The organism is Streptomyces sp. NPDC048057, from assembly GCF_040653095.1.
In the GTDB taxonomy this organism is placed as follows: domain Bacteria; phylum Actinomycetota; class Actinomycetes; order Streptomycetales; family Streptomycetaceae; genus Streptomyces.
Genome location: NZ_JBEZNF010000014.1, coordinates 1 through 23,060, shown reverse-complemented (window position 1 = coordinate 23,060; position 23,060 = coordinate 1). Strand labels below are relative to the sequence as shown.

General features: G+C 68.0%; 15 protein-coding genes. 3 read left to right on the top strand and 12 right to left on the bottom strand.

The window, feature by feature from the left end:
- Positions 1 to 75: 75 nt before the first annotated feature.
- The 6 genes from AB0E05_RS17930 to AB0E05_RS17905 form a co-directional block, all read right to left on the bottom strand.
- Positions 76 to 1,098 (bottom strand): glycosyltransferase, encoded by a 1,023-nt coding sequence (locus tag AB0E05_RS17930; RefSeq protein WP_361964380.1) that lies wholly within the window; start codon positions 1,096 to 1,098, stop codon positions 76 to 78.
- The gene (serS, locus tag AB0E05_RS17925; RefSeq protein WP_361964378.1) at positions 1,098 to 2,390 is read right to left on the bottom strand and encodes a serine--tRNA ligase; all 1,293 of its coding nucleotides are present in this window, start codon (positions 2,388 to 2,390) and stop codon (positions 1,098 to 1,100) included. Before serS ends, AB0E05_RS17930 begins: the two co-directional genes overlap by 1 nt.
- Positions 2,383 to 3,093: a histidine phosphatase family protein gene (locus AB0E05_RS17920; protein ID WP_361964376.1), complete on the bottom strand. Its 711-nt coding sequence runs from the start codon at positions 3,091 to 3,093 to the stop codon at positions 2,383 to 2,385. Before AB0E05_RS17920 ends, serS begins: the two co-directional genes overlap by 8 nt.
- The gene (locus AB0E05_RS17915; RefSeq protein ID WP_361964374.1) at positions 3,090 to 4,016 is read right to left on the bottom strand and encodes a phosphotransferase; all 927 of its coding nucleotides are present in this window, start codon (positions 4,014 to 4,016) and stop codon (positions 3,090 to 3,092) included. The genes AB0E05_RS17920 and AB0E05_RS17915 overlap by 4 nt, the downstream gene beginning before the upstream one ends.
- Positions 4,016 to 5,266: a methionine adenosyltransferase gene (locus tag AB0E05_RS17910; RefSeq protein WP_361964371.1), complete on the bottom strand. Its 1,251-nt coding sequence runs from the start codon at positions 5,264 to 5,266 to the stop codon at positions 4,016 to 4,018. Before AB0E05_RS17910 ends, AB0E05_RS17915 begins: the two co-directional genes overlap by 1 nt.
- 82 nt (positions 5,267 to 5,348) lie before the next feature.
- Complete coding sequence (locus tag AB0E05_RS17905) at positions 5,349 to 6,242, bottom strand: phosphotransferase (RefSeq protein ID WP_361964369.1); 894 nt, start codon at positions 6,240 to 6,242, stop codon at positions 5,349 to 5,351.
- A gap of 215 nt (positions 6,243 to 6,457) precedes the next feature.
- Between AB0E05_RS17905 and AB0E05_RS17900 the strand changes: the two genes are divergently transcribed.
- The 3 genes from AB0E05_RS17900 (at position 6,458) to AB0E05_RS17890 (ending at position 11,455) form a co-directional block, all read left to right on the top strand.
- A complete protein-coding gene (locus AB0E05_RS17900; protein ID WP_361964367.1) occupies positions 6,458 to 7,678 on the top strand; it encodes a helix-turn-helix transcriptional regulator in 1,221 nt (406 codons plus the stop codon).
- Between the two features lie 10 nt (positions 7,679 to 7,688).
- A complete protein-coding gene (locus AB0E05_RS17895; RefSeq protein ID WP_361964365.1) occupies positions 7,689 to 8,171 on the top strand; it encodes an NUDIX hydrolase in 483 nt (160 codons plus the stop codon).
- Between the two features lie 698 nt (positions 8,172 to 8,869).
- The gene (locus AB0E05_RS17890) at positions 8,870 to 11,455 is read left to right on the top strand and encodes a DUF262 domain-containing protein (protein ID WP_361964363.1); all 2,586 of its coding nucleotides are present in this window, start codon (positions 8,870 to 8,872) and stop codon (positions 11,453 to 11,455) included.
- Positions 11,456 to 11,560: 105 nt separating this feature from the next.
- Here the strand turns inward: AB0E05_RS17890 and AB0E05_RS17885 are convergent, their stop codons facing one another.
- The 6 genes from AB0E05_RS17885 to AB0E05_RS17860 form a co-directional block, all read right to left on the bottom strand.
- The gene (locus tag AB0E05_RS17885) at positions 11,561 to 13,675 is read right to left on the bottom strand and encodes a UvrD-helicase domain-containing protein (RefSeq protein ID WP_361964361.1); all 2,115 of its coding nucleotides are present in this window, start codon (positions 13,673 to 13,675) and stop codon (positions 11,561 to 11,563) included.
- Between the two features lie 115 nt (positions 13,676 to 13,790).
- On the bottom strand, positions 13,791 to 15,143 hold the full coding sequence (locus tag AB0E05_RS17880; protein WP_361964359.1) for a hypothetical protein: 1,353 nt from the start codon (positions 15,141 to 15,143) through the stop codon (positions 13,791 to 13,793).
- 120 nt (positions 15,144 to 15,263) lie between these two features.
- The gene (drmC, locus tag AB0E05_RS17875) at positions 15,264 to 16,034 is read right to left on the bottom strand and encodes a DISARM system phospholipase D-like protein DrmC (RefSeq protein ID WP_361964357.1); all 771 of its coding nucleotides are present in this window, start codon (positions 16,032 to 16,034) and stop codon (positions 15,264 to 15,266) included.
- Between the two features lie 13 nt (positions 16,035 to 16,047).
- A complete protein-coding gene (locus tag AB0E05_RS17870; protein WP_361964354.1) occupies positions 16,048 to 17,982 on the bottom strand; it encodes a DUF1998 domain-containing protein in 1,935 nt (644 codons plus the stop codon).
- Positions 17,979 to 21,821, bottom strand: coding sequence for a DISARM system helicase DrmA (gene drmA, locus AB0E05_RS17865; protein ID WP_361964352.1), 3,843 nt, complete (start codon positions 21,819 to 21,821; stop codon positions 17,979 to 17,981). The genes AB0E05_RS17870 and drmA overlap by 4 nt, the downstream gene beginning before the upstream one ends.
- 188 nt (positions 21,822 to 22,009) lie before the next feature.
- Complete coding sequence (locus AB0E05_RS17860; RefSeq protein ID WP_361964350.1) at positions 22,010 to 22,861, bottom strand: tyrosine-type recombinase/integrase; 852 nt, start codon at positions 22,859 to 22,861, stop codon at positions 22,010 to 22,012.
- Between the last annotated feature and the right edge of the window lie 199 nt (positions 22,862 to 23,060).

The window sequence follows — 23,060 nt, the reverse complement described above, 5'->3', positions numbered from 1 at the left end:
GAGGCCCTAACGCAGCACCCAATACACCGGGTATCTGTTGGGCCAGATCAGCCCCGAGCACGGTGTTCGCGCGGGTCAGCACGATCGCGTCGCCATCGCCTGGAAGTGGCGGACCGGGTCGAAGCGCTGCATCCCGATCGCCTGGACTCGGCGGTGGTCGAGGTCTTCCGCCTGCTGAATCGAATCGGCGAGCCTTCGCGCTGCCGTCTCGTCGTCCTCCAGCGGGTCAGCAACGGCGACCCCACCGGTCTCGTCGCACAGGGCCGCCTGGGCGCATGTCCCTTCCCGCCAGGTCAGAGCCGCCATGGGGGTGCCGGCGCGAAGGGATTCACCGAAGACAGCGGCACCGGCTTCCACGTACGCACGGGCGTACGTGTAGACGAAGACGGACGCCTCGGCGATCGCGGCAGTCTTGGCGGTGCCGCCGAGTTCCCCGACCCACTCCACGTGCTCGGCGCCAAGGAGGTCCTCGTGGCGGCGCACATATTCCTTGTCGAAGACCGGGCCGACGATTCGGATCCGGCGGCCGAGGATCTGTGCCGCCCGCGCCGCGATGTGTGGGGCCTTGTCCTCGTCGATCCGGCCGAGCCAGATGAGGTCGGTACCGGCGGTGGCTGGAGGTTCCTCCTCGTGGAGGCCCAGGTGAACAGCGAGTTCGGGTATCGGCCGGTGGTCGGCGTAGCGCTCGGTCATCTCGGGCGAGTAGCAGTAGAGCCGCGACCGCTGGCCGTCGAAGGCGGTGGCGGTGTGTTGGAAGACCGGCGAGTGCTGGAACGTGGCGACGTCGCAGTCCAGCTCGCTCCATGCGCGGGTCCAGGCGGGAAGCGACGGGTACTCGTGGCCGACGACCAGGAGGTCGTAGCCGCTGTCCCGCAGCTCGCGCTCGGCGAGGGTTCCCGGCTGGATGTCCTCCAGGCGGACCGGCTTGCGGACCCAGTCGTGTTCCAGGTCCGTGAGCCAGCCCGGCCCGAGGAGGTGTACGTCGGCGCCTGCGGCCCGGGCGCCTGTGGCGACCGCCCATAGCCATCGTTCGATTCCGCCGTATCCGGCAGGTGGAAATGCGTAGCTACCGGGGAAGTCGCAGACGCCGACGAGCACTATGCCTCCGGTGTTCCGTCCGCCGAGATACGGCGGAAGCCGAGGTACGGGACGAGAGATTCGGGCAGGAGGATGGAACCGTCCTGCTGCTGGCACTGCTCAAGGAGAGCGGCCAGAGTGCGGCCGATAGGCAGACCGGAGCCGTTGAGCGTGGCGACGAGCTTGGGCTTGCCGTCCTCGCCACGGGTCCGAATGTTCGCCCGACGGGCCTGGAAAGTGCCGAAGTTGGAGACCGAGGAGATCTCTCGGTACGTGTTCTGGCTCGGGAACCAGACCTCGATGTCGTATGTGAGCTGGGCAGAGAAGCCCGTGTCGCCGGCGGCCAGCTTGACGACGCGGTAGGCGAGGCCGAGTTCCTTCAGGCATGCCTCGGCGTGGCCGACCATCGTCTCCAGCGTGGCGTCCGCGTCCGCCGGGTCGACCATCTGGACGATCTCGACCTTGGCGAACTGGTGCTGACGGATCAGGCCCCGGGTGTCGCGGCCGTACGACCCGGCTTCGGATCGGAAGCACGGCGTGTGCGCGGTGAGCGCCAGTGGCAGCTCTGCCGGAGGGATGATCTCGTCGGCGTAGAGGTTGGTCAGCGGCACCTCGGCCGTCGGGATGAGGAACAGCTCGCGGTCGGCGACGCCGGTCTTGAACAGGTCCTCCTCGAACTTCGGCAGCTGCCCCGTGCCGGTCATCGTCTTGCGGGTGACCAGGTACGGGACCGCGTGCTCGACGTACCCGTGCCGACGGGTGTGCAGGTCGAGGAAGAGCGTGGCCAGGCCGCGCTCCAGCGCCGCTCCGGCGCCGCGCGAGACCGCGAAGCGCGGGCCGGACAGCTTCGTCGCCCGAGCGAAGTCGAGAATGCCGATGGCTTCACCGAGGTCGACGTGGTCCTTCGGCTCGAACGGGAGGGCTGGCGGAGTGCCGACCCGTCGGATCTCGACCGCGAAGTCCTCGGAGTCGCCGTCCGGGGCCGCGTCGTCCGGCAGGTTCGGGATGCTGAGGAGGAGGTCGCGGAGCTGCTCCTCGACCTGCACCTGCCCGGCCTCGATGTCCCGGATCTGGTCCTTCAGCTCGCGGGCGCGCTCCTTCAGCTTGGAGATGTCGCCGCCCTGCTTGGCCGTCTGCTGGACCTCACTCGCCACCCGCTTGGACTCAGCCCGCAGCTCGTCGGCCGAGCGGATGTTCTGGTTGCGCCGGGACTGGAGGGACTCCAGCTCGGACAGGTCCAGAGAGTAACCGCGACGAGCAAGCCGACGAACCGCTTCGGCACCCATTTCGATTAGGGCGCGGGCATCATGCATGAGGAAGATCCTTTTGATCCGGCTGGTGGGATACGGAATCGACGGTAGCAACCGCCGAGCACTCACCGATCCGAAATATGTCCGCGCCACCGCGGTCGGCGCGACCTCCGAGAACGTCCCTGTCGAGATCACTCATCAGCGCCGTGACCCAGTTCGGCAGCTCGTCGTCGGGTATGGCGATCGGCTCGACGTACGGCGCCTCCGGGAAGAAGAGCGGCATGGCCTCCTTCAGAGATCGGTTCTGATGCCAGAGGAGCACTGAGGCCAAAAGGCCGTGGCCTACGAGAACGCGGGGTCCGGGTCGCTCCAGGGTGGCGAGCAATCCGGTCAGCATCCTCCGGATGCCGTCGCGCTGGGACTCGGTGCCACCCGCAGGCCGCTTGTTCGGACCCTGGCCGTCTAGCCAGACCGCGTACTCCAGGAACGGGCGGCCCTCGAACTCCCCGTAGTCGAGTTCGTTCAGACGAGGGTCGATGACCAGCTCCCCAGCCGGCACACCCATCAGCCGCGAAGCCGTCTGCTGGGCACGCGGGAACTCGCTGGTCAGCCATGTCCGCACTGTGTGGAGAGGGAGGGTGGACCAGCCCAGGCTCAGCGATTGCCGACCCTCCTCGGTCAGGTGGATGGGTTGGGACGGGTCACCGTTGACGAGGTATCGCTTGCTGTAGTTCGTCTGGCCGTGGCGGAGGACGTAGGTGGTCACGAGCCCCTCCTCGGGGTCGACGCGGAAAGGTCGGCGAGCACTTCCGCCATCTGCGGTGCTCTCGGGTCCCCGGCCTCCAGGTAGTAGAGGAGTCCGTCGAGGGCCAGCGCTCTGCACCACGGCGCGAGTACGGGAATGGGGATCCGCGAGATCCGGGCGGCCGCGGCCAGCCGCCCGTCGGTCCCGTGCCCAAGGTTGTAGTAGATGGTCCAGAAGGCCCAGTCGAATGCCGCGTCGCCCAGCATGGGCAGTGGATCGAGCAGGCGCGGGTGTCCCAGCCAGTCGAATGGCACGTTCTCCCGATACAGGTCCGCGTGCAGGACAGTCGTCCTGCCTGGGTCTTCCTGCAGTCCGGCGAGCGCTGGGAGCGCGGCGTCGACGAGGATATGCCATGCGTCGAGGTCGAGCGTCTCCATCCGTCGCCGGATCCGCGGCAGCATCTCCGTGCCGAGGTGGTCGGTGAGCAGCGGGAAGCTGTACGGTCGCCTTCGGCGCTGGCCGAGGGTGTGCAGCCCCTGAAGGGCAGCCGCCACCATCTGAACCTCGCGCTCTGGCCGCTCGGCGCCACCAGGGCGTCCTCCCACCAGCTCCAGGGCGGCTACCGCCAGGTCGTCAGCGGCCTCGATGACGTCCGCCGTCGGCCCGCCCACCCACAGCCTCAGTGCACTCACTTCGTGGCGATACCGGGTGGGGTCGGCCCATGCCTTGAGGAGTAGCGGACGCCCGTCGAGGGTGGTCGCTGTCGCGATCACCGAGGCGTGTCCGGCGTCGTGGTAGTCGCCGAGGGACAACTGCCAGCGTTCGGCGGCCTGTTCCAGCAGGTCCGGTGCTGCGTCCAGCCACGCCTGGGCTTCCGGCCCGTAGTGCGCGAGCAGCCGCTGTCGGCACTCTGCGGGAACCTCTCCGAGCGTCCGCATCACCATCAGCTCAGCACGATCCCGTCGGAGACCAGCTCGTCTGTCAGGGCCGGGAACTCGCCGAGCGCCTCGGTGACCAGGGCCTGCACCTTGTCCACCTCAACGTCAGGAGAGGACAGGCGGACGAGGACGCGCCAGGGCTGATCGAGTCGCTGCCCGGTCGTGCTCACCAGGTGAACCTCGGCGTGCCCCTCGGTCGCCTCGTGGAGCCGGGTGGCGAGTCGCTGCGCGGCGACGTTGTACAGCTTGCCGACGTGGTAAACGGGGTTCTTGCCGTTGGCGCCCTCAAGGTTCATCGGCCGCAACGGTGTAATCAGCCCGTTGACCCGGTTTCCTCGCCCCACGACGCCTTCGTCACCCGACTCGATCGAACTGCCGGTGTAGGTGAGGTACAGCTCGTCCTTCTCCGGAACGTCGCGAGCATTCAGCCGGAAGCGCGCCTCCGCTCCAGGCAGCCGGAGGCCAGCGATGCGGTGGCACTCGGCGAGGACGGTCTCCGCGTTGCGGACGTACTCCGCCCGGCTGGCGACGTGACGCGATTTCTGGGGGACGCACAACACGATGTCGGCCTGGGCTCCGTCCCAGTAGCCCATGAGTTTCACGTCAGAGCCACACCAGGCGTGGGCGAGCGTGAACTCGTTCTTCCCGGAGAAGTGGTCCACCAGCTCCCGTACGAACGACTCGAACGGGTTCTCCGGCGCCCAGCCGGTGCCGAGGGACGTGTCGTTGGAGAGCCGTACCCGCCGCTCGCGGAGATCTTCGACGGAGCGCGGGTTGAACCAGCGGGTGCGGTCGGGCACCCCGTCGCCGGTGAGGACGGCACCCGGGCTCGAATTGCTGGTGATGTTGAAGACGATGTCGAGGTGGGCCGAGGCCTCGGGCAGTCGCTCGGCGAAGAACGCCCGGACCTCGGCCTCCACGATGTCCTCGACCGGAATCGACTCGCCGCCGCACAACGGCGCGGCCCTCCCATTGACCAGGACCCGCACCGGCGACGTCATCCGGCCGGCCCCGTACCGCACCTCGCTGGCTCCACCGAGGAGGGCGAGCTTGTCGAAGTTGTGGTGCAGTACGGCACCGAAGCGCTGAACGGTGTAGCAGCTGTAGGCGCGGGACAACCGCTCGGCGAGATGGTCGGCCAGGGTGTCCGGATGGCCGAGGCCCTTGCGTTCCACGATGGTCGTCGCGTCCGGCTGGGCCATGCCGGTGTCGATGACGATGTGACTGTTGTCGATGGTCGTACTCGTACGAGGCATCACGAACTCCCGTTCAGGGGTGGATAGAAAAGGGGATGAGCGCAGGCGTCAGCACGCCTGGACCAGCGGTGGAGCGGAGGATTCAGCGAGGCACGCCGGCAGCGCGGAGGAGCGCGACCGTCTGAGCGAGTGACCGGTACGCGGAAGCAGCCTGTTCCTCGGTAGCGAGTCGATAGATGTCGTGGGCGGTGATGAGGTCTATGTCCTGCGTCCCACGGCGATCGAGCCAGAGGAGCAGGCGCCAGGCCAGGACCGGACCGCTGAACGGCAACCGGGTCAGGAGATCGACCGGGATGCGTCCGGGCGGCACGCCCCCGTGCAGCAGGTCGCGTACGAGGTGGAAGACCACGTCGGTGTAGTCGACGACGGCCGGTCCGCAGGCACTCGCCTCCCAGTCCACGACGTGCAGGCGATCGCCGTCGAGGAGGAGGTGCTCGGGCTTGAGGTCACCATGCAGGTGAACGACCGGATGGGAATCGATGGGTTGGAGAGCCTCGCTCAGTACCACCCACCAGGGCAGCCACCAGCAGCGAGGAGAGAACTGATCCAGCAGGAACTGGCGTGCGGAAACGCCACTGGCTCGCCGGGCTTCCCAGCCAGAGCCGGGAGTAACGCCGGCAACAGGCCGGTGCAGCCTGCCGCCCACAGCCACGACATGACCGATGTACTCCTCAAGCGCTGTGTGCGTGCCCACCGAGCACGGCGTCCCATCCACGGCCCGGAATGCGGTCCAAGAGCCGGGCTCATCGTTTCCCGTGGCCAGGACGGCCGGGACCGAGATACCCCACAGGGCAGCGCGCTCGACCGTCGCAACCTCACGTCGGCGCCGGCCCTCGGGGTCGATGCCCACGTAGATCTTCAGCAAGGTACTGCCGTCCGTGGCGAAGCTCGTTCTGGAGTACGGCTTGAGAGCTGCCGGGCCGAACGGGCCAAGACCCTGCTCGATCCATGGCTCCGCTGTCTTCGTGCTGCGCACCCTCCACACCTCCAGTCCGTATCAGCGAGCCGTGCCCTACTCCCATGCAAGAAGCAGGACCGATCGCCAAAGCCACCCGAGGCGGCGGGAGTTGACCACATTGCCCGGCGGCTTTTTCGATCTACTGCGACAGTAGGTACGGCACCCCGCAGCACCCCGGAAAATCCTTCCGGGGTCGATTCCGGCCACGAGGTGATGCTCAGGACATGCGAGGGATGACAGAGAACCTGACCATCGGCGAGCGCGTCGCCTGGTACCGGCGCCGACGCGGCCTTTCCCAAGAGGTCCTGGCCGGCCTTGTCGGCCGGACCACGGACTGGCTGAGCAAAGCGGAGAACAATCGGATCGAGCTCGACCGGCTCTCAGTGATCACTTCACTCGCCGGGGCCCTCGACGTCTCCCTCGGAGACCTGCTTGCCGAACCGACCCTCATGGAGTGGTCGAACGACAGCGGCCGCCGCACGGTCCCCGCCCTGCGTGAAGCCCTCATGGACTACAAGCAGCTCACACCGCTACTGGGGCCTGCGACCAATGATGAACCACCCGCCCTGATAGACCTCCGGGCCAACGTGGAGGAGATCCTCGACGCCTATCAGGCGTCCCGCTACGGCTTCGCCACGCGACGCCTTCCCCTCGTACTGTCCGATGCCCTCGCCGCAGCCCGCGCGTACTCGGGGCGCAAGGGGGAAGAAGCTCATGCCCTGCTCGCCCTGACCTATCAAGGCGCGGCCATGGTGCTCGGCAAGGTCGGGGAGTCGGAGTTGGCATGGATCGCAGCCGACCGCGGCCTGGCGGCCGCACAGCACAGCGGCCAGAGCGCGGTGACGGGCTCGCTCTTCCGGGCGGTCGCACACTGCCTACTGGCCACCGGGCGCTTCGTCCCGGCGGTCCAGCTGGTGAACGATGCGGCGGCCGTGATGCAGCCCGGCTTGGCCACCGCGAACGACGAGTACCTCTCGGTCTACGGCACCCTCTTCCTCGCCGGCGCCATGGCGGCCGCCCGAGCGGAGGACCGGGCGACGACACAGACCTTCCTTCGCGAAGCCGACGAAGCCGCGCAGCGGTTGGGCGCCGACGCCAACCACCTGTGGACTGCCTTCGGCCCCACCAACGTGGCCATCCACTGCGTCGCCACCGCCGGAGAGCTCGGAGACATCCAGATAGCCGCCGACCTCGGGCAACGCATTGACACCAGCGACCTACCCGTGGAACGGCGCGTGAGGCACAACCTGGAAGTCGCCCGAGCACTGAGCGCCTGGAACCGGACCGACGAAGCCCTGGCCACCCTGCTGGACGCCGAGCAAGCCGCCCCCGAGCAGGTGCGCCACCACTACCTGAGCCGAGAACTGGTCATCGGCTGGATCCGGGGCACCCGAGGCCGCCCGTCCCAGCCCGTGGCAGACCTGGCGCGCAGGCTCGGCGTCGTCGGCGGTTAGAGTCCGTCCCGTGAGCGAGAACGAGCACGAAGCGAAGATGGCCCACCCGCGCATGGCAGCCGGCGCGCTGTTCTTCGACGACGCTGATCGAGTCCTGCTCGTCGAACCCTCTTACAAGGACTACCGCGACGTCCCTGGCGGATACGTCGAGCACGGGGAGTCTCCCCGACAAGCGTGTGTGCGCGAAGTCCAGGAGGAACTGGGCATCAAGCCGGACATCGGCCGCCTGCTCGTCGTGGACTGGGCACCGAATCCGGGAGAGGGAGACAAGGTCCTCTACCTTTTCGACGGCGGCCGTCTCAGTGCGGAACAGCGCCAGCAGATCGCGCTGCAAGCCGACGAGCTCCGCAGCTACGACTTCCATCACGCCGAGCGACTGCCAGAGCTCACGATTCCCCGCCTCGTACGACGAATCACCGCTGGCATCCAGGCGCGCACAGACGGCCTGACCGCCTATCTGGAACATGGGGTGTCACCAGAAACACGGGCTTGACCAGACGCTCCTCGGCCCGTAACCACGCGAATTCCCCTGTTTCCACATGGAATTGAAATGAGCCTTCTGCGTCGGCGCGTGGTTTCCCGGCAGCGAGGGGCGAGACAATGCCCTCGGTTGCCCGGCATTGCGTGCGCCGTTGTGAGAGGTGTGTTGCTTGGTTTCATCGCACCCGAGGGCAGGCTCCGGTTCGCAGAACACCGAGAAGGCCGAAGACACGATCAGCCGCATCCTGGCCCAAGGCGCCCGCTGAGCAGAGACGGCTCACGGACGGCCGTAAGACGGATGCCGTCCTGATCGGGATGGTCCGCGAGTGAGAGCAGATACACGGCGGCAGTTTCGAGTGCCGCCCTACCGGCAGCCGGTGGGCCCATCTTTCCGACGACTCACGGGCGATGGGCGACTTCCGCATCCTCGGACTGAGTACCGACCTCTGCGCCATCAGTGACCACGCGATGGCCCGTACCTTCGCCTCGGGCTACCGAAAGTGGGGCGTCGGCAACTCACCGCCGGTGTCCTTCTGGAGCACCGTCACGATGCTGGAACCGAAAATGTGTAGGGCAGCGCGCCCTCGTGTAGCCGGGAGGCCCGGCCCCCGAAAGACACGTCGCCGCTACTGATCCAGTCGAGGACGAGGACACCCCCGCCCCGATGGTGGAATATGGGTCGTCCGGGACTCGGCAGGGGGAAAGACGCGCGTGCACGCTCAGGAGACCACGTTCAACGAACTCGTCCAGGGCGAGAAGCAGTACCAAGTGCCGCTCTATCAGCGCACTTACAGCTGGCAGCGGGACGAGCTGCGGCAACTCTGGGACGACGTTCAGGAGTTGGTCGAGGAGCAGTTGGAAGGACGGCCCCCCGCGGCGCACTTCCTCGGCTCCGTGGTGCTGGCCCCGGGCCGGATCACCGCCGGCGGCATGCAGCGCTGGCTCGTTGTCGACGGCCAGCAGCGGCTCACCACTCTCATGCTCGCCTTCACGGCGTTGCGCGACCGCCACCGGGAACGCGGCGCGGAGCAGAAGGCCGAGCGCATCCACGACCTTGTGCTCGTCAACAAGTACCGAAGCGGCGACGACCACTACCGGCTCCTGCCCACGCAGGCGGACCGCGACGCCTTCACCGCCTGTGTCGAGAGTTCGCCAAGGGCCGGTGGCCCCGGCAACGTGGGCGCCGCCTACCGGTTCTTCCTGGGCGCCCTCGCAGAGGGCGAGGAAAATGCTGGTGAGACGTGGACGGACGCGGTGGAGACCGTGCTGAGCGGTCTGCTGTCGATCGTGGAGATCACCGCGTCGGAGGGTGACAACGTCTACCGGATCTTCGAGTCGATCAACAACACTGGGGTCGGACTCAGCCAGAGCGACCTGCTGCGCAACTACCTCTTCATGTGCCTGCCGACCCGGGGTGAGTCCGTCTACCAGAGTCTCTGGCTGCCCATGCAGGAACGGCTGGGCCCCGCCAACCTCGAACTCCTCGTCTGGCTCGACCTGGTGGTGGCCGGCAACAGCCGGGCGAAGCAGAGCGAGATCTACCGGGACCAGAAGAAACGCCTGGAGCCTCTGAGCTCCGACGAAGCGGCCCTGGAGGCCGAGATCGCCTCCCTGGCCCGCCGGGCGGAACGTCTGATGCGGATCTTGGAACCAGAGAGGGAGGCCGACCCGGAGCTGCGCGAAGTGCTGGAGAGGCTCTCCCGGTGGGGCGGTCAGACCCACTACCCGCTGGCGCTCCATCTGCTCGACCGCGTGGACGACGGGCAGGCCACACCTCACCAGGCCGCCCGGGCACTGGCGTACGCCGAGAGTTACATGGTGCGGCGCCTGTTCACCGGACACTCCACCACGGGCAGCAACCGGGTGTTCATGGAGATGGCCAAGGAGATGGAGAAGGACGACGACCCGGCCGAGGCCGTAAGCCGCTTCCTGTCGAAGAGCAAGACGGGTGCCCGTGTCTGGCCCGACGACGACGCCGTCCGCGAGGCGATCCGCACCCGGCCATTCTACAAGGCGGGCCGCAGCAACCAGCGGTTCCAGGTGCTGCGGAGGCTGGAGGAGAGCTACGGAGCGAGCGAACCGGTCGACTTCGCCAAGGCACGCCTGACCGTCGAGCACGTGCTGCCACAGAGCCCCGCACACCAGTGGCTGGACCTGCTGGCCGAGGAGACCGAGGACGGACAGGGCGCCGAGGAACTCCACGCCCTACTCGTCCACACGCTTGGCAACCTGACTCTTTCCGCTGACAACGCGAAGCTCTCGAACCATCCGTTCCGCCGCAAGCAGGAGATCCTGGACTTCAGCTCCCTGCGGATGAACCAGGAGATCGCAGGGCGGGAACGTTGGGGGAAGGCGGAAATCCTCGAACGCGGCGCCGCCCTCGCCGACCGGGTGGTGCGGCTGTGGCCCGGGCCCGTCGCGGGCACGGTCCCGGTGGACGACGAGTGGTCCGGATGGAAGGAGCTGCGGGCCGCGCTTCTCGCCATGCCGGCCGGGACCTGGACGACGTACGGCGATGTCGCCGCGCTCATCGGCACCCACGCCGTCCCCGTCGGCCAGCATCTGGCGTCCAAGGTGGGCCTGCACGGCGCCTACCGGGTGCTGACGACGGACGGCCGCGTCTCGGCGGGCTTCAGGTGGCCGGACGGCCAGGACCTCGGTGATGTGCAAACCCGTCTGGAGGCCGAGGGAGTTTCCTTCGATGACGCGGGCCGGGGCCGCCGATCCCACCGGCTGACCACCTCCGACCTGGCGGCCCTGCTGGGCAAGGATGTCGCCGATGAGGCCGAGCCGTCGCCGCGGGCCGACGGCGACGAGCAGCAGTCGGCGGCCAGCCGGTTCGAAACGCAGCTACGTGACAACCAGACAGAGCAGACCATCGACGGCGTCCTGGACGCCCTGCGCTTCTGGGAGCAGCAGGGCGGTCATCTCGCCTACGGCCGAGCGAGCGAGACCAGCTGCTTCCCCACAGTGCGTTTCGGCAACGCCCCCGGCTCGCGAGAGCTGTGGCCTCTGGCCCTCTACCCGGTCTCCGGCACCGTCGAGGTCGTCTTCCAGTATCTGAAGAGGCGTCCCCCGTTCGATGACGAGCCGCTGCGGCGCGAGCTGATGAACCGCCTGAACAAGATCGAGGGCATCGACCTGGCCGAGGCAAAACTGGACCTGCGCCCGTCCTTCGCGGTGGAGGTCTTCGCCGCGCACAGCGAGGAGATCTGCGCGGTGTTGGAGTGGTTCGCGCATACAGTGGCTCTCGCGGAGGCCCGCCGTATGGTGGACAAGGACCCCGACACTCCCTGACACCCTCCTTGACCCCTTTGGTGGAGCGTGGGGCGACGGCATCCTGCGGCCCCACGCCACGTCACGCATGGGGCCTGTAGCAACGGCGTGCGGAGCCCATGGACATCACGGGCGCGGGTTGACGACCGGCGCCAGGAATGGACTCGGCGTCCCGTGCCAGGACACCCGCAGCGCCTCGCGCGCCCGTGTGCACGCCACGAAGAGCAGGTTCAGCTCGCCGTTCAGGTCCTCCTGATGCTGCTGAGCGTCGACGTCGACCGCGGTGACGGCCGACTTCATCGGCATGGTGCCGTCGTTCACTCCGGCCACGGCGACGCAGCGGAACTCCAGCCCCTTCATCCGGTGCATGGTGCCGATCCGGACACCGGGGCCACCATGCCCGGCGCCGAGCACGCACGCGGCGAGGCCGGCCTGCTCCAGGGCCTGGGCGATGTCCCGCCCCAGTTGGACGAAGCGCACCGCCACCCCGATGTCCTCCGCCTGGACCCCTGCGCTGGTCCAGTCCCGCACCCGGGCCACCAGTGCCTCGATCTCCTCGGGTTTGGTGGCATACCCGACCGTCTCCGGCTGCTCTCCGTGCATGGTGGAGCGGTATCCAGCCAGCGTCTCGTTCCCGCCGTCCATGTCGTCCGGCTCCTCACCGGTCAGCAGCGAGGCCGACCAGGCCAGGATCTCCTGTGTGGTGCGGTAGTTGATCCGCAGTCGGTGCGATCGGCCGACGACCTGGATGCCGAGCGAGCGCAGCGACACCCGGTTCCCGTAGATCCGCTGGTAGGTGTCCCCGGCGAGAAACAGATCGTCCTGACCGGGAGCGACCAGGGCCCGCAGGAACCGCCACTGCGCGGGGTGCAGGTCTTGCGCCTCGTCGATCACGACATGGTGGTACGGCCGCTGCTCCCGGCCGTCCAGGACACGTGCCGCCTCCGCACATACCTGAAGGAACGTCCACTCGTCGGCCTGGCGTAACTGCTCCTCGAAAGCGGAGACGGCCCGCCACACCTGAAGGCGTTTCAGCGGTGGGAGCGCGGTACCGCGGCCGGTGCGCGGCGCCTTCAGGTACTCCTCCGGTTCGGTCAGGGCCTGCGCGAGGACGATCTGGCGCCACTCCTGGTCGAGGAACACGTCCGTGAAGTCGATCCCCAGCCGCCGCGCGATGTGCGTCCAGCGGGCGGTGATCTCCTTCTGGTCGAAGACCAGTTTCAGCGGGGCGCCGCCGCGCTCCGCCCGTACGATCTCGTTGGCCAGGGCGTCGACGTTGACTACCCGGATCCTCGCCCGGACCTCCTCTTCCTCAACCAGCAGCGTCAGACAGCGCTCCAGTTCGGCCGCCAGATCCCTGGTGAAAGTGGTGAGCAGGACGCACCCGTCGGGGGCGCCTTCGGGCAGTTGCCGCGCCAGGTGGTACGCCCGGTGCAGGGCGACCACCGTCTTCCCCGTGCCGGGCCCGCCGGTAACGCGGGCCGGACCGGCGTAGCCCTCGTGGTACGCCACCCGGTACTGGCTCGGGTGCAGGAAGACCCGCCAGGCGTCGAACGGCCGCTCCAGGATTCCCTGCAGTTCGACGGGGCCCGACACGAGCGCGACCCGGCCGCGGGAACGGGCCATCGCGGTGCCCAGCTCGTCACCGTCGTCGGCCGCTGGGGTCCGCGAGGCTGTCCGGGCGTACGCCTGCACCAGTTCCCGGTCGATCGCCTCGGGCTTCATGCCGGTCGCGAGCCCCAGCAGTACGTCGTATTGATGCTCCGGCAGCACCTTGTGCAGTGCCTCCAGATGATCCTCGTCCACACCGAGGCTGCGCAGCGCCTTGTCCGGATAGTCGGAGGCAGGGAACAGGCGGGTCGGTTCCTCGGCAGCCAGCGCACGCAGCCCCGCCGTGGCCCGTTCCAGGGCCACGTCGTTGCGTATCTCGATGCCTTGCGTCGCCTCGTTCACCGACGCGCGGTGCTTGGCGGCCCAGTCGTTGGCCTTGTCATGGGGAAGCACCTTGAGCAGCAGGTAGCTGTCGCCCGACTCGCCCTTGAGGACGACGCCACGCCAGAAGCCGGTGATGCGGATGGTCCGCAGCCGTGGATCCTTCTGGTGAGTCAGCTTCTCCAGGTGCAGCCCGGTGTGCGTGGCTGCAGCGAACTTCTCGAACACCTCGAAGACCCGCTTCTGGACGGGTTTCTCCAACGCCGCGAACTCCAGCAGGAAGTCCCGGTGCATCCCCAGCGTCGCCATCCGTGCCCCTCCAGAAGACTACGATCACCTTACTGACCGGCTCCGATTCGCGAGACCGGTCCGTACGTGCCAGGGCAGCCGGATCGCCTCGATCTCCGTCCGCCTGCGGCACGGGTCAGTTAACTCGGCGGTTGCCGGGCGGAACCTCGCTCCGGTGCATCCCCACAACCACGGAGCCCGGCCCGCTGGCGGACAGGCTCTCGCGTATCAGGTCGATGACGTAGTCCCAGCCTGTGCCGCGCGTGCCGATCCATCCGTCCCTGAGCAGCGTGGTGAAGGTGGTGTTGTTGAGGTACCGGGGAACCGACTCCTCGACGATGCGTGTCCCGCCGGACGGCCCGTCGGCCTCCGGGCGTTGGAGCAGGTCCTGAAAGTGCTCCCGCGTCAGATACATGCCGGGGATGAGGGCGGCGGAGTTCATCATGAAGGGAGTAGTTCGGCACAGTTTGACCATGCTGGGCGTGGGTACCAGGCGTGGATCCCCGAGCGCCGTCGGCCCCTCCTGGCTGCTCCGAGCCCACCGGTCCTCGGCTTTGCACTCCTCGTCGACGGTCTCCATCCGCTTCAACTCCCGCTCGCCGGTAGCGTCGTGCCAATACACCCAGCTGGGCCCGCTCTGACGCATCCGCTTGTACTGGACCATGGCCACGCTGCGGGCGTGCTCGTTCACGTAGATCATGTCGACGCCCATGACGGTCTCGGCGTTCGTGCGGTTGGCGTTGTACACGAACAGCCGATGGCGGGACTCGGAGCTGCGGCGGTAGATCCGCCAGCCGACCTGCACGGCGTCTTCGCCCTCCATGCCAGGGAAGCGCAGGTAGTCATGGACGATCTGCTGGTCCTCGATCTGCCGGAGGGCGGGCATCCCTTCGATGAAGGGGACGGACCGGGAGCGGGGATCGTCGCCACCGAGCGGCTGCTGCCACGCTTCGAGCTGATCGCGGTCCGCGCCGAATGTCTCCATGACGGTGCCCACCGCGTCCTTCTCAAAGCTCCGCTGTTCTCCCTCCCGACCTGTCGGAGGATTGGCCCCCAGGCTGTTCTCCAGGCCATCCAGCGTCTCGTTCAGTTCCGGCCGCAGATGCCGGATTGCGGCGAGCAGGTTGTCGCCGGCCGCGGGAGACAAACGACCGTCGTCCTTGAGGAACCGGCGGCTGGCCCCCATGGCGCCCTCAAGGTCGACGAGCGGCAGCGGAACCTGGAGTGCGGTGAAGTCACGGGCGAGCAGAGCACGTTCGTATGTACCCGACCGCCTGCCCGGGAAGACGCCGCCCACCGCGATGATCCTGCGCTGCTCATAGCGGGCGTGACGGTCCGTGAAGAAGGCGAGGCACCACACACGCGGCTTCCTCCAGTCCTTGTACGGGTACGCGAAGGTCCGCTCACCCCGGGTCAGCCATGCCGGAGGTTTCTCAGGGAGGCGCTCAGTCATCAGCGCGGTGCTGTGTACTAGAGCGACGGCGACCATCAGCGACCTCCTGCATTTCGCGAAACTTGGAGGCTCAATTGTTGGTCAGTTTCCGGCTGTCCGGGCACAGTGGCTGTCAATCGGTCATGTGAATGGCGATCATTCGACGGTGGCGGGACCTCATGAAGCTCCTGGCCACCGCGCGAGAACCCCCCGACGCTGCATCTCCCGTATGTGGTCCGCCATTCGCCCTGGCATGGGACCGCCATTCAGCAGGACGCCCGCCTCGATGTTGCGCTCGGCGCCGGCTGCCGTGAGGTTGGCGCTGGAGAGGAAGAGGATCCGGTCGTCGGCCACCGCAAGTTTTGCGTGCAACCGGCTGCCAGGAGCGGGGCGTTGGCCTTTCGGCCAGTGCCAGAGCCGCAAGCCCGGTATACGGGAGAAAGCGTCGGCCGGTTCGTTCCCAGAGAGCAGCCCGCCCGCGCCTTCCAGCGTCTCCACGACGATGTCCACTGTGACGCCCCGGGCCACGGCCTCGGACAGCGCTGCGGTCAGCGGTGCGTACGAGCGGGCCGAGTAGGTCACGGCGACGAGCCGGTGCTCAGCGGCGCCGACCACCTCCGTCAGCACCTGGGCGGTGGCGCGGCCGGGTGTCCCAGGCGTGGAAGGGCCACTCCACACCGCACGGGCCTCGGTGTCCTCGCGCTGCCGGGTCCAGGCCGCCGCGTAACCCCGCAGATACGCCGCAGTCTCCGCCGAAGGAACACCGTCCTCCGTCATCGACGCCAGCAGCGCCGATACGGCTTCCAGCGCGGCCGGCGTCTGGAGCCTGCCGAGGATGTACGCGGGCGAGCGGCCCTGGGAGAGGAGCGTGGCCAGCGCCTTAGTCCGTGTGGGCCCGAGCGAGGCGGCGGCCATCGCTGCCGCCGCCTCGAAGCGTCTGCGGCTCACCGGGTCGATCCGCTCACCCGAAGTCCGGGATGAGGGCCAGCGTTTTCGGGTCGCCTGCCAGGTGAGTGATGAACCGCCGGTCCAGGAACCGGTTGCCGCGCTCGCACGTCGTCTCGGACACGAACAGACAGGAGTGGCAGGCGGCACCGTGAAGGAAGTCCTCGGGCGCCTTGGGAAGACGCTCGCCGCACAGCGGGTCCGAGGAGCACCGCCCCGCCTTGTACAGCGCCGTCCGTACGATCCTGGCCAGCCGGTTCCCACCGGTGCTCGGGTCCTGATCGGCGAGGGAGACCAGCCCGCCGAGCGTGCCCTCCGAGTCCGGGACGGCCGTGTAGATGAGGATGCCGGTCCGCCGTTCCTCGGCGTCGCCGCTGTAGATCCGCTCGGCCAGACTCGCCGAGTTGTAGCCGCACTCCATCGCGATGGTGCGGATGAGCAGATGGGAGAGCGTGTGAAGGGCGATGTAGCGACTGCCTGGCCAGCCTTGCATCAGGTCGGAGCCGTCCTGGATCCGCTCCGACCTGCGGTGCTCACGGAACCGGCCGAAAGCCGCGGCATGTGCGGCGAGGGCGTCGCTCGACGCGATCCGCTGCTCCCACTGCTCGATCAGGTGATCGTCCACCCGCAGGAACAGACCTTCACCACGCACCTCGCTGGCCGGCACCCAGTCGCGTTCGCGCCGCCCCAGGTCGACGCGGGTGACCAGGCCGGGGTCCTCGGGATCGGGGGCGTCCAGCCGGGTGAAGCCGATGAGGGCCCGCACCTCGCGTAGCCGCTCCACCTGCCGCACCTGGGAGAAGACGGTGGACAGCGGCCCACTGAGCGAGGCGTCCACGAGCGCGAAGTCCTCGGTCGGGTCGGCGGTCTTCGCCGCGGACAACACCTGCCACTCGGGGGTCAGCAGGTCCGGAGGGCCCGGCGGCTGCTCGGTCTCGCCCGCATCACCCGACAGGGCCGAGCGGTAGGCGGAGATGGCCTGCCAGACCTGTGCGGGCTCGTAATCGCGAAGGTAGCGGTGGTGTTTTGACTTCTTGGCGAACATGGCGATCTCCGCCTCGTCCTCGAAGTCCTCCAGGTCCGGCCAGCGTTCCTCGACGAGCTTGCGCAGCGAGTCGGCGCCGGTATCGGGCAGTGCCAGTGCGCTGAGCGTCACGGGGAACCACTGGTTAGACGCGCCCACGACCAGCAGATACGGCGTCTCGTCACAGGTGTCGTAGACGCCGTCGAACTGAGGGTGCCGGCCACGGCATCGGGGCAGGTTCTCGCGGCCCTTGTCGCCCATCGCGTCCCGGATGTTGCGTTTGGCCTTCTTGCACACGAGGCATTCGAGGGAGACGTTGGCCGCAAGGTTGCCGCCGTTGTCGCGCATCCGCAGAGTCGGGTACGTCGTGTCGGGGCAGGCGCGACCCTCGTGCACGAACTCCGTGTAGGGGAACTCGTCGAGGTGGCCCTTGGTGCAGGCGAGCGCGAAGCGGGCGGCCACGGCGAGGGGCTTGCGGCCCTTCTTCTTCCGGTAGCAGTTCTCGTGGTAGAAGCGCGCCTCGTCGGGGCGGCGGGCGTTGTTGTTCTCGAATCCCCACTTGCCTGAGCCCAGGGAGGCAAGCTCATTGCAAGCCGTGCAGCGCAGCCACTGCGGGAAGGGGGTTACGGGCACGCCGATCCGTGCCGCGTTCCCCTTCGGGTCGGTGTCCGTGCCGGGGATCCACGGGGCGGCGCGCAGTTCGCCCACCTGGTTCGGGCCGTAGCGTCGCAGGGCCCGGTTGACGGCCCCGCGGAGCCGGGGCTCCTCGATTACCGGATCGGGCACACCGGCGTAACTCCAGTGGTCGAGGCCCTTGACCATGACGGAGAAGTTGGGCAGGTCGACGAGGGCGCCGACGCCGCCGGTGAACATGAGGTGGCTCGGCCGTACCGCCCCCACCCGCCTGAAGTATCCGCCGCCGCTCATGACCGCCGCCCCCTGGCCGTGCCGTTGTCGTCGCCGTTCCCGTCCGAGTCCGGCACCTCGCCGAGTTCGTCGCCGCTCGCCGTATCCGGGCCGTCGCCGTTCTCCGTGGGTGGTCCGAACTCCCAAGCAGTGCCGGCCGGGGCCGACAGCACGGTGTCGGCGGACAACAGCATGTTGATCTCATTCTCCGTTTCGCGCATCGACTGAGGGACGGTGAGCACGTCCCATCCGCTGCCGTCCGCGTTGCGCAGCAGGCCCAGCACCGTCTGCTTCTGCCGGGTCTGGCCGCGGTAGCCGAGCCGGCCCTGCTCACCCTTCTTGACCGTCCAGGCATCACGCAGGGCGTCGATGCGCTCGGCGAGGTAGCCGCGCGCCCGGTCCCCGTCCACGGCCTCCGCGCGCTCCAGCAGTCGCCGCTCGACGTCCCGCACACGCGGATCGTCGAGATCCACCCCCTCCGCGTCCGCGTTGTCGGAGAACTCATCGCACGCCTGCCGTACGGCGGAGACATACGTGGCGGTGGTGCCCCGGTCGAGCGCCCGCCGCGTGAACGGGGTCACCGACAGCGCCTCGACCTGCCGGTAGAACGTCGCGTGGTAGTGCTCGAAGTCCTCGAAGTGGGCGAGATCCCGGGGCCGCGCCCAGTTGTAGAGCGTGATCACGATGCCGGGCCGCTTGGCCTGACGTCCGACACGGGAGGATGCCTGAATGTATTCGGCGGTGTTCTTCGGCTGCCCGGTGACGACCATCAGGCCGAAGCGGGAAACGTCCACGCCCACCTGGAGCATCGACGTGGCCAGTACGTGGTCGACCGGCCTGCGGTGCAGTGGGGCGGGCAGGACCCGGGGCTGACGGGCCCTTCCGGCGTCCCGGAGCTCGTCGACGATCGCCTTCTTGCGCTCCGATGTGTCGTGCTCCGGATTGAACCCGATCTCCAGCCGCTTGAGGGTGGCGCTGATCTCCGCCGACGAGATACGGGAGGTCAGCTCCTGGAGGTTGAGCATGTCGGTGTCGCGCAGCAGCCGGTTGGCGATTCCCCGGCGGCGTCCGTTGGCCCGGAGTCGGCTAGGCACGTCGTCGTCCAGGACGCGCCGCATACCGGCGAGTTCCTTGGTCGCGTTGAAGTACCCGACCACCGTCATGTACGGATCGGCGGGAGCACCGTAGAGGTCGAACATATGCTGCCCGGCGAGCAACAGGATCTCCGCGACACGGATCTCGGCGGCCTTCATGCGCACCCCGTGCGCGCAGACGCCGTAGTAGCGCCGCCCAGGGTTGTCACGGGTGACGTCGACCTGCTGGGAGAAGAAGGTGTCGCTGACGTCGACCACCTGTGGCGGGAAGATCGCCAGGTCCCGGGCGAACACGCCAAGCACCTGCGCACGGGCGTTGCGGGTGGTGGCCGTCGACGCGACGATCTTCGGCCCGGTGTCCCGGAGCTGCCCGTGGGAGTCCTTCGCCCGCCAGGTGCACAGCTGGTCGACGGCCGACTCGAACAGCCCCACTGTGGTGCCCAACGCCCCGGAGATCAGGTGCAGCTCGTCCTGGATAATGAGATCCGGGGGCCGCAACCGCCGCGGCATAGGCCGGCTGGTCACGGCCTTGTGCCGGTCCTTGGCGTTATGCCGGGACCCGCATCCGATCTCCTCGTCGAGGTCGTCGTGGCGGTAGCCATGCCGATCACAGTAGGCACTCACGCGCCCGAACAACATTCCCGCATAGCCGCGCCACGGCAACTGGGCGAGCTTGTCCACAGTCGCGATCAGCAGGCTCGGCACCAGCCGGTAGATCTCCTCGTCGACCGTGAGGATCGGCAGCCCCTCGCCCCGCGCTCGTATCCGGGAGAACGGACACGGCTCCGCGTCCTCGCCGCGCGGGCAGTACACGATGACGCGCCGCCGTACGTCATCAGGCGCCACATCCCGCCACGCGCGCAGTTCCTCGCCGCACCACGGGCAGGACAGCACCTGGAGGACGTTCGCGTGCCGTCCCGAGGCGGACTCGTTGGCCTCGGCGATCTGCTGCGCCGCGTCCCCGTACCAGTTCGGCGAGACACCGGCACCGACCCACAGCCCGATGCGGAACGGCCTGCTGCCCCAAACCTCCTCGTCTTCCCTGCGGAGCACCTCCGTGGCGCACACCAGGGCGGATGCTCGCTGAAACTGCTGGGCCGTCAGCAACCGCAGCGTGTAACGCATCAGTACGGCGACGCCGTCCCGTCCCTCGCGGGCGTCCTCGCCCTCCCCGACGGCCTTCTGTAGCCGCCGGATAGCGAATGTGTAGGCCGTGAGACCGAGATACGCCTCCGTCTTGCCGCCACCGGTCGGGAAGAACAGGAGGTCAACCGTGGCGGTGCTGTCCGCCCTGCGCTCCTTGTGCGCGGGGTCGGTAAGGGAGCACAGGTTGAGCAGCACGAACGCCAGCTGGAAGGGGTACCAGCTCGCGGCCACGGGTCCGCGTGCATCGACCTCGGCGTAGGCCGCCGCGTACGTGGGCGGCTTCTCGCCGCCCTCGGCCCGCAGCGCGGCCGTCGCCGTGGCCCGCCGCTGCATGGCCATGGCCCGGTTGGCGAACCGGAACGCCCGCAGCGCGTCTCGGTCGGTGTGCAGCAACTCGATGCCGAGGGCGATCCGGCCGCACGCATCGCGGGCCTCGTCGACCGCCCGCAGCGCGGTGGTCCGCAGTTCGCCCGACAGCGACTCCGCCTTGGCGGCCTGCTGTTGCAACCAGCCGTCGTAGCCGTCGGCCAGCGGCTGCAGAGCCTTCAGCAGCTCGTCGCGCCGCTCCCAGACGGCCAGCTCGGCGAGCTTGTCCATGCTCACCTCAAGACCGGCGAGCAGCGGCTGCCGAGCCGTGTTCGGCGCGACCGTGGCCGGTACGTCCTTCACCGGCAGCCAGGTCGTCTCCAACTTGACCGCGCGCCGCCCCTTCGGCAGGACACTCGCATGCGCGGCGACGTTCCGCCCGTGCGCGTGCTTCAACTCCTGCCGGTACAGCAGCCGCAGATGCTGTTCTTCGGGGTTCTCCAGGATGTGGCCAGGCTCGTCGGACAACGGGTCGTCGATCGGCAGGAAGACGCTGGACTGCCCGTCGAAGGAGGTGACTTCCAGCTTCGTCTGGAACAGCCACTGCCCGTCCCGCAGTTCACGGGACTCCTCCAGCGCGTTGATCAGCGATACGTCGACGAAGCGCAGGTTGTCCGCGCCGTCGACCGTGCCGGGGCGCTCCCGCACGTGCACGTCGAGCCGGATACAGGGGAGGTCCGGGTCGGTGTCGTCGACGCCCTCCAGAACCTTGCGGACGGTGCCCGGCGAGTCGACGTGAATGTCCACCGCGTACCGGACGGGCTCGCGCGACCACGCGCGCACAGCCCGGCCGTCGTCGGTCTTACTGTCGCTCTGCCGGTATCGGCCCCAGGACGCGACGACGCTGAGAATGCCAACATCGGCCGGCACCAGGAAGCTCAGCCCCATGGACGACGCCCACAGTCGTCCGGCGGCCTGCGGGGTGAGTCGCTCCGCGAGCTCAGGGTCCCGCCCGACCCCCTCAGCGCTGACCTCGGTCTCCGCCTGGCCCGCCGCGACGTTCACGGGCGCGTCGGTCGGTGCGGGCCGGGGCCCAAGGAGCCCAACGAGGTAGCGGTCACGGGGCCCCGCACTATGCGGCGCCAGCGCCTCGGTCTCGTCCGCCCACGGCCCCAGCAGATCCCGTGAGATCAGATCGCCGAGCTCCTCCCTGACGTCGTACGACGTCCCGGACCGAAAGGTCTGCGGGACCTCGTCCACGGGGTGGGGAACGCCCGGCTCCGGAACGGGGGCGTTCTGTGGTGACGACGGCATGCGCGTATCCCTCCCTGGGCGCGAACCAGCACCCGCGAACAACGATAGGGGGACCCACTGACATTGGTGGGGTCCCGGTGAGCCGCACAGGGCCGTGCCGGTTCGGCAACGACTCAAAGCCGCCTCGAGGGCCCAGCTGGTTTCGTGGACTCGCAGAGCTACCGCAAGCCCAGCGGTGGGACACCACTTCAGACTCGGGCTTCATGGCGGCACGACAGGCATTGGTGCGAGCTTGTTCTCCGCCCCTTTGGCCGTGATGCGCCCGGGTCAGCTCCTGGAAGATCAAGCACGACCACGTGAACACGGTCGTCCGCGACGGCTGCGTACCCAGCTGTGGTCGCTGGAGACGCGTGGCGCATCAGGCGTTGCGTCATGAGCAGGTCTCTGCCGGAAGAGCGGTAGACCATCGTTCCGTATCGGTGTCTCAGCTGGTGGTAGCGCATGCGGATGCCGATCTTTGCAGCGATCCCGGCGACAGTTCGGGAGACGGATTCGGCACGCGTTCCTTCCCAAAATCTGCCGCTTCCCGTCAGGTCGAGTGTCTTCATGACGACCGGTGGCACCGGGATGGTATCCGTACGTCCACCCTTGCCTGTCACGCGGAGTATCGCTGTGCCGTCATCGAGAGTTGATAGGTCTTCCCTGGCAAGTTTGGCCGTTTCGTGCGCGCGGAGGCCACAGAAGGCCCCTAGCAGGACCCAGGTCTTGTGCGCTCCACGTGTGACTGCGGTAAGCCGCTTGAGTTCATCTTCTGGGAGCGGATGAGGTGTTGACCGGGGTGCTGCGGGCTTGCGTATGCCCTCTATGAGGTCCACTCCCAGCCACTTTCCAAACGCCTGGAGATGGTTCAGGTAGGTTCTGCGCGACCATGGGCGTAAAGGGCGTGCAGCGAAGTACGCGATGACATGATCGACCTTGAGCTGGCCTGCGGTTACGCCGGCAGAGCGGGCTATGGCCTTGATGCAACGTACTCGGGCTCCGATGGTGTTGGTCGAGTAGCCGTCCGCTCGCTGAGCCTCAGTGAACTTGTCGAGTGTCATGGGGAACGTCATGTGCCTGGTCGTGGAGCGCTTACCGTGACGCGATGAGTTTGGCGAGATCCGCCCCTAAATCGTCCTGACCTGCGCTCTTGGCAACCGGCAATCGTCTGGTAGCGAACAAGGGCAGGTCGTTCCAGGGGTCGAACGTGCTGGGGAAGGGGTTCATCCTCACCCCCGAACAGGCCGAGGACCTCATCCA